Genomic DNA, 13,136 nt, shown 5'->3' on the forward strand with positions numbered 1-13,136 from the left:
AAGCCGAGAGGAAACTGCTTTTTTGAAAGCAAGCATCTCTTCGGCTTTAACTTTAGAGGTATTTAGGTGCTTGAAGTAAAAGGTTAAGCAGTCGCTTCACACTGGGTCATTGCTTCTCGCAGGAGGTCTGCTTTGTCAGTTTGTTCCCAAGGCAAATCTAAATCCGTCCGTCCAAAGTGACCATAAGCAGCGACATCTTGGTAGAAACGACCGCCGCGATCGCTTGGGAGGTAACATAACTTGAATTCTTGGAGAATTCCCGCCGGACGCAATTCAAAGTGCTGTTTCACCAGTTCTAGTAAGCGCTCATCGTCTACCTTGCCGGTACCGAAGGTTTCTACCAAAATACTGACGGGTCGAGCGACGCCAATTGCATAGCTCAACTGGACTTCGCATTTTTCTGCCAAGCCAGCTGCCACAATATTTTTAGCCACATAGCGACAAGCGTAAGCCGCACTGCGGTCTACTTTTGTCGGGTCTTTTCCGGAGAAGGCACCTCCACCATGACGGGAGTAGCCGCCATAGGTATCAACAATAATTTTCCGCCCGGTGAGACCAGAGTCGCCTTGAGGTCCCCCGATGACAAATTTGCCAGTGGGGTTGACCAGAAAGCGGGTTTCTTCGTCTGGCTGAATCGCCATATCCGCAAAAACAGGTTGTACAACCGCCGTCCACAAATCTTCTTTAATCTTGGCTTGAACTGCGGATTGCTCGGTGATGTCACCAATATTGGCGGTGTGCTGGGTGGAAATCAGGATGGTGTCAATCCCAACGGGTTTCCCATCTTCATAGATAACCGTGACTTGAGTTTTGCCATCCGGACGCAGATAAGGCAATTGTCCAGTTTTCCGAACGGCTCCAAGGCGGCGAGAAATCCGGTGTGCCAAACTGATCGGCAAAGGCATCATTTCTGGTGTCTCGTTGCAGGCGAAGCCAAACATGATGCCTTGATCGCCAGCTCCAATGGCGTCTAATTGGTCGTCGCTAGCTTGTTCGCGGGTTTCCTGCGCGGTGGTAACGCCTTGGGCAATATCTGGAGATTGTTCATCCAAGGCAACTAAGACTGAGCAGCTGTTGGCAGAGAAGCCGTTGTCAGCATCGGTGTAGCCGATCTCTGCAATCTTTTTCCGGGCTAAATTAACGAAATTTACTTGAGCTTTGGTGGTGATTTCACCCGTGATTAGGACTAACCCGGTGTTGACGACGACTTCTGCGGCGACGCGGCTCTTGGGGTCTTGTGTCAGTAGCGCATCTAAAATTGTGTCAGAAATCTGATCGCAGATTTTATCGGGATGACCTTCAGTAACAGATTCAGAGGTAAATAGGTAGCGACGAGACAAGGGCAATTCCTCCTGGGATGATGGCTCTTGCTAGGGAAGTGATTTGGGTTAAGTTAAGCTATTTTAACCTGCGATTATAAAAACATTGAGATGCGATCGCTGTAATCGTCAATTTATTTGATAAAGCTTTGATGAAGCGAATCGGCTGCCCTAGTATTTGGCGTTACAGTGATTACACTGGGAAGACATCTGGGATCTGCTTATAGCCGCAAATTTCCCAAAATTCCTATAGAAATATCCGCTTTTGGTGAAGCACGCGGGAGCGATCGCGCCCATGCCAATTAGAATAAATCGGTAACGCTGAGGCGGTGCGAGTATGACAGCAATTTTACCGACAGCCCAAACCGCAGATATTTTTTACCCTAGTGCCGATGGTGAACCAGTAGCAGAAACCTATGACCACCTCTATGCCATTTTGACGACTTTGGAAGTCCTCAAACAATACTTGGCGGAGCGTCAGGCAACTGTCCTTGCTAACCAGTTTCTTTATTATTCCCAAGGCTTTCCTAAGCTGCGAATTGCTCCTGATGTGATGGTCATTTTTGATGTCGCTCCTGGGGGAAGGGACAACTATAAAATTTGGGAAGAAGATCAGGTTCCTGTGGTGGTTTTTGAAATGACTTCCAAAGGTACGCAAGAACAAGATCAAGGTTTGAAAAAAACTTTGTACGAGCAATTGGAAGTAAAGGAATACTGGCAATTTGACCCTAAAGGAGAATGGATAGAGGAAAAATTACGGGGGTATCGCCTGCGGGGAGAAAAGTATGAAGCGATCGCAGATAACCGCAGCGAACCATTACATCTGCGTTTAGCAGTCGAAGGGAAACTTCTTGGCTTTTACCGAGAAGATACTGGGGAAAAGTTGTTAATTGCCGATGAGCTAATGCAGGCGCTCAAGCAGGAAACTCAGAGACGACAGCATGCAGAAGAACAAGCTGAACAAGAACGCCAACGAGCTGAACAAGAACGCCAGCAACGGGAATTTGCTCAACAACAGCTTGCCGATATGGAAAACCTGTTAGCTCGTTATCGCGATCGCTTTGGGAATTTGCCGGATGGCTAATTGCTCATTCAGAGGTTCTCCCGATTAGCCATTCACATCCAAAATTTGGATTTCGTCGAGTTGCGCGATCGCGACATCTGCACTCTCTAGATGCGCCGCCTCCGGTTTTCCCCAGCAGATGCCAATACAACCCGCTGCACCCGCCTGACGTGCCATCTGAATATCTCCGGCAGAATCACCCACCATCAGAGTATTACTGGGTGATACTCCCAGTCTTTGGCAAGCTTGCACAAACAAAGCCGGATCGGGTTTGCTGGGACCTTCATCAACTCCCATCTCTAGCTGAATATAGGACGAGAGTTGATGGCGTTTGACAAATGCTTCCACTCGTGAAGTTGAAGCGGCTGATAAAATTCCTAATTTCAAGCCAGCTTGAAAGAGAAGTTGCAGCACTTCCAAAGAACCGACAAATAAGGGGGAAGGAGCAGCATCTTTTAGAAATTGCTCTGCTTCATTAAAGGCGCGACGAGCGATCGCTCTTGATTCTAACCACCCCCGTCCGGTCTCAGCAATATAGGCAGCCGCAGCAATTTCATTCTCTCCGTGACTGCCTACTGCTAGTAACCCCGTAGGGTCGAGAGTCCCTCCATTGATACCAAACGCCATTAATAAAGGGTCTCCAGTTCCGGGGATTTGGGCGTCGATGATGCGCGATCGCTTTTGCCCCAAATTTCTCAAAAATGACTCCGAATCCTCTAGGGTGCCGTCCTTGTCAAAAATTACCGCCTGGATATTCGGAAACGTGACCTCTCGACAGCGAATTGTTACCAAAATTTCCCCCTCAACTCATTAAACTGCAATAAAAAAAGAGGGAATTTCCCTCTTTGGCGATCGCTAATTTCAAATTCCAAATTTCAAATCTGAAATTTCTCTGTCCCGCAACAAAATTACTCTTGTTCGATAGCGGGTGAAAGCTCTTTAGCTTCTACAGCGGATGGAACATCTTCATCTTCTGTAGCAGGTGGCACGTCTTCAGCTTCTACAGCGGATGGAACATCTTCATCTTCTGTAGCAGGTGGCACGTCTTCAGCTTCTACAGCGGATGGAACATCTTCATCTTCTGTAGCGGATGGCACATCTTCATCTTCGATAGCAGGTGGCACGTCTTCGTCAGAAACGCCGATTTCCATAGAAGGTACACCAGCGTTACCTTGCAGCTTGGCTCGCATCTGCTCCCGATACTTAGCCGCCATTTCTTCCGCCATGTCATAGACGCGATCGCGGTTCTTGATCATGTCGCCTGGTTCTGGCTCTAGCTGCTTGGTGGAGAGCGAAATCCGTCCCCGTTCAGCATCAAGGTCAATGATCATCACTTTCACTTCATCATTGACATTGAAGACACTGTGAGGTGTGTCGATGTGGTCGTGGGAAATCTCGGAGATGTGCAGCAGTCCGCTGACGCCGCCAATATCGATAAATGCACCATAAGGCTTGATGCCTCGTACCGTTCCAATGACGACCTCGCCCACTTCCAGACGATTCATCTTCCGCTCGACTAGCGCCCGTCTGTGAGAAAGAACTAGACGGTTGCGATCTTCGTCTACCTCTAAGAATTTTAGCGGTAGTTCTTCACCAACTAAATCTTCCTTGGGTTTGCGAGTGCTGATGTGAGAACCGGGAATAAACCCGCGCAATCCTTCAATCCGTACCAATGCACCACCGCGATTGGTAGCGAAGACGAGCGATCGCACTGTAGCGTCTTCTGTCTGCAACTGCCTGACTCGCTCCCATGCTCGCATATACTCAATGCGGCGGATGGAAAGGGTTAGCTGTCCATCTTCATTCTCGTCGGTCAGAATGAAAAATTCTCGCGTCTCGTTGGACTGCAACACTTCTTCCGGAGCATCAACCCGATTGATTGACATCTCCTGAATCGGAATGTAAGCCGCTGTTTTAGCGCCAATGTCAATCAGAGCGCCCCTAGGCTCCAAACTGAACACGGTACCGGCGACAATATCACCGGGATTAAAGTGATAGTCGTACTTATCGAGTAGGGCCGCAAAATCTTCGTGAGAAAATCCAATATCTGCTGTAGCGGTTGTTTTCTGATTGACCATGCGTATACGTTTCCTGGTGTTATCTCCGTATTTAACTGTGCCTCCTGTCGATGTACGCCCACGTTTACCGCGTGCAGTTTACACCTACATAGCTCTCTCGCCAAACCTATTGTATGAGATTTTCTAGAAGCGAGAAGTTGTCCAGACAGGATATTATAACTTAATTTGCTCGTCCTCTGTCTAGCTAAAATTGCTCCCCAGCAGTGGGTAAGCGGTTTTTCAGCTAAAGCTTACATCCGAGGCGATCGCTGCTATTTCTGCATCTGGTTGCGGTATTTTGCCGCCATTTCCTCAGCTTTTTCATAGACTTTCTGAGGATTTTTCAGCATATCACCTGGTTCGGGTTCGAGTGCTTTTGTGGAGAGTGAGATCAGACCTCTTTCAAGATCCACGTCAAGGATCATTGCCTTTACTTCATCATTGACCTTGAAAACACTATGAGGCGTATCTAAATGAGCATGGGAAATTTCAGGATAGCGTAGCAGGGCGTTGACTACTCCGATATCAATGAATGCACCATAGGGCTTAATTGCGCTTACCAAACCAAGTACGACCTGACCCACTTCTAGACGATGGCTGAGTGCCAGATGCCCACGGTATTCATCCACCTCCAGAATCTTTAAAGGCAGTTCTTCTCCAACTAACTCTTCCTTGGCTTTAGGAGTGGAGAGGTAAGAACTAAGAATCTTGCCACGCAAACCTTCAATCCCTACTAATACGCCGTATCGATAAGTATCAATAACTTTAGCGGACAACGTAACGTTTTCGGCTTGCATTTGACGCACTCTCTCCCAAGCCAGCTTTTCTTCTCGCTGTCGAATGGAAAGGGAAAGCATCAAATTCCCGGCTTCATCGTATTTTCTCACGATCAAGAATTCGCGGGTTTCATTTAGTTGCAAGGCTTCTTCTGGAGAGTCAATCTCATTAATTGACATCTCCGAAATTGGGAGAAAAATAGCTGTTGGTGCGCCAATGTCAATTAAAGCGCCTCCCGGCTCCAGAGCGATCGCTTTACCAATTACAACGTCGCCAGGACAAAAGCTAGATAAAGTTGAGTTCAAAAATGTTCGGCTGTAACTACCACATCTTTAACGCATACTATAGCATATTTGTCAACTGCTAGTTGCTAATGACCAATAACCAAAGAAGCCTGGTTTTCTGTTTCACCAGGCTCTAACAAAGGAAGTTGATGATTTTCAAGAGAATTTGTTACTCTTATTTCTTCCTGTGTTCCACTGCCATGACTTCGCAGATGATTCAAGGTATCTACAAAATCTCGAATTCCTTGAAACTGGCGATATACAGAGGCAAAACGGATATATGCAACTTCGCTGATAGATTGCAGACGTTGAAGGACTAATTCCCCAATTTCTTGACTGGTAACTTCTCTAACGATTCGCTGCTGTAATTCTGCTTCAATTTCATCAACCAATATTTCCAGAGTTCCTTGGGGGATGCCGGTTTTTTCACAGGCTCGAACAATCCCACGAATTAACTTGGAACGGTCAAAGGAGTCTCGCTGACCCCCCCGCTTGATCACTGTAATCGGAACAAATTCAATGCGTTCGTAGGTGGTAAAGCGATGATTGCACTTCAAACACTCGCGGCGTCGCCGGATACTTTGTCCGGCTTCTGTAGAACGGGACTCAAGGACACGGCTATCGGTGTACTGGCATAAAGGACATTGCATTTTAAAAAGTCCTCGCTTGTTGGATAGACGAGCGTGAGGAAGGATTAGAATTATCTGCCACTTTACTAAATAAATACCTAAAATTGGAAAAGCTGAGCCGGTTATTGCCCGTACCTTGTGGAAATACAAGGGTACGGACAGTTGCGGCTCAGTAGCTTTTCCTAAATATTAAGTTGTCGTGCTGCGAGCTTTAGGTGCGAATTACTTCTTCTCAATCCGAGGAGGTTCGCGGAAAGCGATCGCAAAGAAGAGAGTACCCAATGCGAGGGTCAAAATCAAAATGTAAGCAGCGGCTTCCATATCAGAATTTCCTGATTGTTTGCTTTACTACCAGTCTACCTTGTCAAGAAAAACTAAAAAGGCAAAAGGCGGAAGAAAAATTTTTAACTTTTGCCCTTTGCCCGATTACCTTTCTAGACAGCTTCCTTCTTGCGGGTACTCTTGTCACCCACTTTCTGGAACAGACCCCACTCAACCTGCTCTTCCAAGTCAGCCTCAACCCCAGCAAACACATCCCGGAACAGAGTCCGAGAGCCATGCCAGAGGTGCCCGAAGAAGAACAACAGGGCAAATACAGCGTGTCCGAATGTGAACCAGCCGCGGGGGCTGGTGCGGAACACCCCGTCAGAATTCAAGGTTTCGCGGTCGAATGCAAAAGGCTCACCTAGCTGAGCTTTACGAGCAAATTGCTTCACTTTAGCTGGATCATCAAAAGTTTTCCCATCCAAAGCACCGCCGTATAAGCTTACAGTGACACCCGCTTGCTCAAAGCTATTTTTGGATTCTGCCCGACGGAACGGAATATCGGCGCGAATCACCCCGTCTTTATCGGTCAAGATCACGGGGAAGGTTTCAAAGAAGTTGGGAAGACGACGTACCGACAATTGCCGACCTTCAGCATCTGTGAATACCGGATGCCCTAACCAAGCCTGAGCAATCCCATCTCCCTTATTCATTGGACCTGCGCGGAACAAACCACCCTTCGCAGGGCTGTTTCCGACATAGTCATAAAACGCCAGTTTTTCTGGAATTTGTGACCAAGCTTCGGTAGCGCTCATCCCATCAGCCATATTGGCTTGAATGCGCCGGTCAATTTCCTGTTGGAAGTAACCGCCATCCCACTGATAACGGGTAGGGCCAAACAGCTCAATTGGAGTTGTCGCACTGCCGTACCACATCGTACCTGCCACAACGAAGGCGGCAAAGAATACAGCGGCAATACTGCTGGAAAGCACGGTTTCGATGTTCCCCATCCGCAAAGCTCTGTAGAGCCGCTCTGGGGGTCGAACTGCTAGGTGAAACAAACCAGCGATAATTCCGACAACACCTGCTGCAATGTGGTGAGCGACGACACCCCCAGGATTGAACGGGTTAAAGCCATCGGGTCCCCACTCTGGCGCGACAGGTTGGACGCTGCCAGTGATACCGTAGGGGTCGGAAACCCACATACCAGGGCCAAATAGTCCCGATAGGTGAAATGCACCGAATCCAAAGCACAAAAGACCCGACAAAAGCAGGTGAATGCCAAACATCTTTGGCAAGTCGAGCGCTGGTTCGCCGGTGCGGGGGTCTCTAAACAGTTCCAAATCCCAGTAAACCCAGTGCCAAACGGCAGCCAGGAACAGCAGACCGGAAAGGACAATATGAGCGGCAGCAACGCCTTCAAATGACCATACGCCAGGGTAGTTTCCTGAGCTGCCAGTAATGCTCCAGCCACCCCAGGATTCGGTTACACCCAAGCGAGCCATGAATGGCAGTACAAACATCCCTTGACGCCACATGGGGTTCAGGACTGGGTCGCTGGGGTCAAAAATTGCGAGTTCGTACAGGGCCATTGAACCGGCCCAGCCTGCCACGAGGGCAGTATGCATCAGGTGTACAGAAATCAATCGACCTGGATCGTTCAGAACGACTGTGTGTACTCGGTACCAGGGTAGTCCCATTGACTACGCTCCTCCTCAGATGAATAAGTGTCTACTTCGACGCTTCTTTTTTTATGTGCGATTTGCCGTTGTTTACCATAATCTAAGCCAGAGAAGCTCTCTTGCAAGACTGCGGGACTGTTTCACAAGGCAAAAGTGAAAATGAAAGATTATGTTACCTACTCTTAGCTTCAAGATCCATGCCGATTGCAGGCTTTATGCGTGAGAGTTTTGCGTACTTGATGTTTTACCTCGGCAGATGTTGCAGACACGATTTATCGCGTCGATGAGGTTTTTGGCCTCGTCACACCAGGTTCACGCCATTCCTAGGTCGGAAGACCGAGGGGAGTTACCATTTAAAGAAGTGTAACTATTGTTAGAATCCATTGCAAGCGGGTTGACAGTTGGGATTAAGGTAGCGATCGCATTCTTAACGTTTCATCCCGATTCCTGGGTACTGCTGAGTTGGGGTAACGCTGCTGACTCGTTCATTCTCTGGATGACATCTTCAGCATCAATCAAGCGTTTTAGCACTACTTGACCAATATTCTGATTGCCTGAGTCAGTTGGGACATGAGCTGTGGGTTTGACTTCGACCATGAGAATAGCGTCTTCTACTCGATACAGCCACAGTTTTTCGCCTTGCTCGAAAATGCAAAGGTTCATTTGCTGAATTTCGGGTTTGCGTCGCCAGGAGTTTTCGTTCCACAAGCCGCCGAATTCCCATACTCGACCGACAGTCCATCCATCAGAAAGGAAAAAATACTTCACGAACTTTCAACTTTCTTTATACAGGCGCTAGATTTGGAAGTTGTTCACCATTAACTACCACTTCTATCACCCAGATGTCCTGGTTATAACGAAATCTGCTCTCTTAGAAACTATAAATTAAACTTATGAGTATATTTTGTTACCCTTTCTCAGGAAGCGTGACTAAAGTTGTGATCGCGCCTATGTGAGCTTGAGGGAATGCAAAAGGATTCAAGGCGAAGCGAACAAAGCGTCCCTTGGCTAGCGCATCTTGGTTGATGAAGGCGATCGCACTTTGTATAATTTAAATTAAAATACCCTACAAAAAAGATATTTTAGCTAGATAATAATGAATTAAAAAGACACGGGTACCCGTGTCTTTTTAAAACGTTTCGCAGTACAGAGAAATTAATTTGAGTCTTGGCATAGTAACCAACCTTGTATTTAATCGACAAATCTTGAATACAAAACCTCATCCGAAAAATCCGAGTGATATGCTTTAACTTGAAAAGAATCAACCAATAGAATTAAGTTTATATACTGCCTAAATTGGGTTTATTTTGCCACTCAATAGCTGGAACTCCAACCAGACTGGTGTAATCGCTAATATGAAGGATGAGTCCTTGCTACTCAGGCACTTACCATGACCATGACCGCGCGATCGCCCATAGAATTTCAAGACGCTTTTGATGTTGTTGTAGTTGGAGCCGGACACGCCGGTTGCGAAGCTGCCCTTGCTACAGCACGATTGGGCTGTCGTACTTTGCTGCTAACCCTTAACCTGGACAAAATTGCTTGGCAACCGTGTAACCCAGCAGTAGGTGGTCCTGCCAAGTCCCAGGTGACGCATGAAATCGATGCGTTGGGTGGGGAAATTGGGAAAATGGCGGATCGCACCTACCTACAAAAGCGGATTCTGAACTCCTCACGAGGACCTGCGGTATGGGCATTGCGGGCGCAGACGGATAAACGGGAATATGCGGCGGTGATGAAGGAGATTGTCGAGAACCAGGAAAACTTGACAATCCGCGAAAGCATGGTCACAGATTTGGTAATCGGCGCTAACGATGAAGTGATTGGCGTCGAGACTTATTTTGGTGTGGCGTTTGGGTGCAAAGCAGTCATCCTGACAACAGGCACTTTTTTGGGGGGTCGCATCTGGGTTGGTAACAAGTCGATGTCAGCGGGTCGTGCGGGGGAATTTGCCGCAGTTGGGTTGACAGAAACTTTGAATCGGCTAGGGTTTGAAACGGGACGGCTAAAGACGGGAACTCCAGCACGGGTTGATAAGCGATCGCTAGACTATACTAATTTGGAACCCCAGCCGGGTGATACGGAGGTGCGGTGGTTCAGCTTTGACCCCTCCGTTTGGGTGGAACGGGAACAGATGCCTTGTTATCTGACCCGGACAACGCCGGAGACTCATCGGATTATTCGAGAAAATCTGCACCTGTCGCCAGTCTATGGCGGTTGGGTGGATGCAAAGGGGCCGCGTTATTGTCCTAGCATTGAAGATAAAATTGTGCGCTTTGCCGATAAGGAAAGCCACCAGATTTTTATTGAACCGGAAGGACGGGAGATTCCAGAACTGTATATCCAAGGGTTTTCGACGGGATTGCCGGAGAATTTGCAGTTGCAAATGTTGCGAAGTCTCCCCGGCCTAGAAAACTGTACGATGCTGCGTCCAGCTTATGCGGTGGAGTATGATTATCTACCTGCAACCCAGTGCTATCCGACACTGATGACCAAAAAGGTAGAGGGACTATTTTGTGCTGGTCAAATTAACGGCACAACCGGATATGAAGAAGCTTCTGCTCAAGGGATTGTAGCGGGAATCAATGCAGCTCGATTTGTCCGCAATCAAGAAATGATTGTGTTCTCGCGCGAACACAGTTACATCGGAACGCTAATGGACGATCTGTGTACCAAAGATTTGCGGGAACCTTACCGGATGCTAACTAGCCGTTCTGAGTATCGATTGTTACTGCGTTCAGATAATGCAGATCAGCGCTTGACGCCTTTGGGTCGGGAAGTCGGCTTAATTGATGACCGCCGCTGGGAGTTGTTTCAACACAAGCAAGCGAATATTGTCGCTGAGAAAGAACGGTTGTACTCAACGCGGATTAAGGAGCATGATGAGATTGGGAAGGCGATCGCGTCCGACACCCAACAAGCCATCAAAGGCTCGATTACTCTGGCTGATTTGCTACGACGCCCTGGTTTCCACTACGTTGATTTAGATCGTTACGGGCTGAGCAACCCCAGCCTAGATTCCGTGGAGAAGGAAGGCGCAGAAATCGATCTCAAATACTCTGGGTATCTTCAGCGTCAACAGCACCAAATTGACCAAGTGAGCCGTCATGCAAACCGCCAACTACCACCGGATCTAAATTATGCGGCGATCGAGACGCTCTCGAAAGAGTCTCGCGAAAAGTTAGCGCAAGTGCAACCGCTCACGATTGGGCAAGCGGCTCGAATTGGCGGCGTCAATCCGGCTGATATCAACGCTTTACTGGTATATCTAGAATTGCGCTCTCGGCAAGCCCCGTTGGTTAGCAGCCACTCATCATAGGGGCTTCCTCGGTGCCGTCTCCTTATCTTAGGGAACAAGGAAAACGTCAACAACTGACAAGAGAGACGACGAATCTCGTCTCTCTACCCGCTGACAATTGACAAGGGACAAAAAGCATGGTTTGCTAACTGGGTCAAGCCCAATTTAACGATAAATTTGGCTTGGTCGCCACGGGAAAATATAAGCTAGAAGTAAGCCTTTCTTTGAACCAATCAGTCAGGGAGCATTGACAACTGATTGCCGTAGGGAATAATGTCCCCCAATTAGGAATTTATTCACAGATATAAGCCCTATAAAATACCTTAAGGCTTATCGTTGATTCAGTGTAGCCACGAGAGTGAGCAATCGATGACTCAGGATGTTAGCAATAACCAAAGGGACTCAGCACCCTTGGCAAATTCCACTTCTATCCAACCTTGGTCGGTTGACAAATATGCCGATCAATTGATGGACGACTTGTTTGCAGACATCGACCGGGTTTTGGAGGGCGGCAGCATCTCAACTCCAGAGCAGCCGCAGTCAGAGTATATCTCCTTGCAACCTGTCCAAGTTTCGCAAGTTACATTGCCCCCGACCTGGGTGCCACCAGAGGATCTACTCCAGGAGCAACCAGACAACACACCCCGTAGTATTGTGCAAACGCCTTTGGCGCTGGATATCAGCGCAGAGGAGATTCAACCCGTAGACGGCAATCATCGTGGGGAAGGCAAACTATTCGAGAAGCTCCTGCTGGGGCTGGCTTTGGCATCGGCGGCAGTGACATTGCTGCTGTGGATGGTGAGTCAGGGCAGGCTGAATTGGCTCTTTTCGCCCCCCGCAACGGTTCCGCCCGTCAGCCAAGAGGTTCAGTCTAAAGCAGATGATCAGTTTGTGAACTATATGGAGCGATCGCTCGAAGTCATCGATCGCAAGGCCGACGCGAACAAACGTCCGGGAAGTGCTAACGTGCCCCAAGGGACTAATCCGCCACCCGTGACAACTGTCCCTGGAAATGCGGCTGGGGCAGCGAGAGGATCGGGTGTTATGGAAAGAGTTTACATCCCCATCTATCCATCACCCCAAAGTCAGTCTGTAGTTCCACAATCTGCCTTAGGACTGCAAGGCGTTTCCCCCTTAGTACGTCCTCCCTTGCTTCCGTCACTGCCAAGGCGTCCGGTACCGCCAGTGCGTCCCGCGCCCTCAGTCAGTTCGATGCTGCCAGTACGTCCCAAACCTCCAGTTAGTTCGATGCTGCCGCCAGTACGTCCCAAACCTCCAGTCAGCCGTCCGGCACCGTCGGTTCGTCCCGCAGCACTTCCATTGGGTTCCAAACCTCTGACACTGCCTCCGATGGCTGCCACAATGCCCCGACTTCCTATCCCTGCCTTACCACCCCTCGCACCCCCAGCACCCCCAGCACCCCCAGCCGCAGCACCTGCACCCATCCCCGATCCAGCTCCGACAGCGATACATACGCTTGTGGGAGTTCTAGAGTTGGGCGATCGCTCTGCGGCTCTATTTGACTTTGGCGGTGTTGCCAACCGCATCCGCGTGGGCGAAAATATTGGCTCTAGTGGATGGACTTTGGTTTCCGTCTCCAATCAGGAAGCGGTGATTCGACGCAATGGAGAAGTCCGTTCTGTTTATGTTGGGCAGAAGTTTTGAATAAGTCATTAGTAATTTAGTGATGAGTCTATTACTAATGACCAATGACTAATGGCGGATGAGCGATCGCTCCTAATTGCTAACATGATGACAAACCT

Annotated in this window: 11 protein-coding genes; 3 read left to right on the forward strand and 8 right to left on the reverse strand. The window is 48.6% G+C overall.

The genetic code is table 11. The features are described 5' to 3' along the window. Nucleotides 1–83: 83 nt before the first annotated feature. The gene (gene metK / locus H6H02_RS14540) at nucleotides 84–1,340 is read right to left on the reverse strand and encodes a methionine adenosyltransferase (protein ID WP_190818910.1); all 1,257 of its coding nucleotides are present in this window, start codon (nucleotides 1,338–1,340) and stop codon (nucleotides 84–86) included. A 316-nt stretch (nucleotides 1,341–1,656) separates the two neighbouring features. Between metK and H6H02_RS14545 the strand changes: the two genes are divergently transcribed. Then, nucleotides 1,657–2,403 carry a Uma2 family endonuclease gene (locus H6H02_RS14545; protein ID WP_190818913.1) on the forward strand — a complete coding sequence of 249 codons (747 nt, stop codon included), beginning with the start codon at nucleotides 1,657–1,659 and terminating at the stop codon, nucleotides 2,401–2,403. 24 nt (nucleotides 2,404–2,427) lie between these two features. Here H6H02_RS14545 and H6H02_RS14550 read toward each other — a convergent pair whose 3' ends face one another. From H6H02_RS14550 to H6H02_RS14580, 7 genes are all read right to left on the reverse strand, one after another. Next, nucleotides 2,428–3,174 (reverse strand): HAD family hydrolase, encoded by a 747-nt coding sequence (locus H6H02_RS14550; RefSeq protein WP_190818915.1) that lies wholly within the window; start codon nucleotides 3,172–3,174, stop codon nucleotides 2,428–2,430. A 116-nt stretch (nucleotides 3,175–3,290) separates the two neighbouring features. Continuing rightward, nucleotides 3,291–4,460, reverse strand: a complete 1,170-nt coding sequence (locus H6H02_RS14555; RefSeq protein WP_190818917.1) for a 30S ribosomal protein S1 — start codon at nucleotides 4,458–4,460, stop codon at nucleotides 3,291–3,293. Between the two features lie 251 nt (nucleotides 4,461–4,711). Next, nucleotides 4,712–5,521 (reverse strand): S1 RNA-binding domain-containing protein, encoded by an 810-nt coding sequence (locus H6H02_RS14560; RefSeq protein WP_190818919.1) that lies wholly within the window; start codon nucleotides 5,519–5,521, stop codon nucleotides 4,712–4,714. Nucleotides 5,522–5,586: 65 nt separating this feature from the next. Then, nucleotides 5,587–6,150 (reverse strand): transcriptional regulator NrdR, encoded by a 564-nt coding sequence (nrdR, locus tag H6H02_RS14565; RefSeq protein WP_190818921.1) that lies wholly within the window; start codon nucleotides 6,148–6,150, stop codon nucleotides 5,587–5,589. 201 nt (nucleotides 6,151–6,351) lie between these two features. Next, nucleotides 6,352–6,450, reverse strand: coding sequence for a photosystem II reaction center protein T (locus H6H02_RS14570; protein ID WP_190411294.1), 99 nt, complete (start codon nucleotides 6,448–6,450; stop codon nucleotides 6,352–6,354). A gap of 113 nt (nucleotides 6,451–6,563) precedes the next feature. Further along, a complete protein-coding gene (gene psbB / locus H6H02_RS14575) occupies nucleotides 6,564–8,093 on the reverse strand; it encodes a photosystem II chlorophyll-binding protein CP47 (protein ID WP_190818923.1) in 1,530 nt (509 codons plus the stop codon). Nucleotides 8,094–8,510: 417 nt separating this feature from the next. Beyond that, nucleotides 8,511–8,843: a hypothetical protein gene (locus H6H02_RS14580; protein ID WP_190818926.1), complete on the reverse strand. Its 333-nt coding sequence runs from the start codon at nucleotides 8,841–8,843 to the stop codon at nucleotides 8,511–8,513. Between the two features lie 628 nt (nucleotides 8,844–9,471). On the opposite strand from H6H02_RS14580, the gene mnmG reads away from it, so the two are divergent. Both mnmG and H6H02_RS14590 read left to right on the forward strand, forming a co-directional pair. Then, nucleotides 9,472–11,394 (forward strand): tRNA uridine-5-carboxymethylaminomethyl(34) synthesis enzyme MnmG, encoded by a 1,923-nt coding sequence (mnmG, locus tag H6H02_RS14585; protein ID WP_190819055.1) that lies wholly within the window; start codon nucleotides 9,472–9,474, stop codon nucleotides 11,392–11,394. A 348-nt stretch (nucleotides 11,395–11,742) separates the two neighbouring features. Then, nucleotides 11,743–13,038 (forward strand): hypothetical protein, encoded by a 1,296-nt coding sequence (locus H6H02_RS14590; protein WP_190818928.1) that lies wholly within the window; start codon nucleotides 11,743–11,745, stop codon nucleotides 13,036–13,038. The last annotated feature ends 98 nt before the right edge of the window (nucleotides 13,039–13,136 follow it).

Origin of the sequence: Coleofasciculus sp. FACHB-1120 (assembly GCF_014698845.1) — a bacterium.
GTDB lineage: Bacteria > Cyanobacteriota > Cyanobacteriia > Cyanobacteriales > FACHB-T130 > FACHB-T130.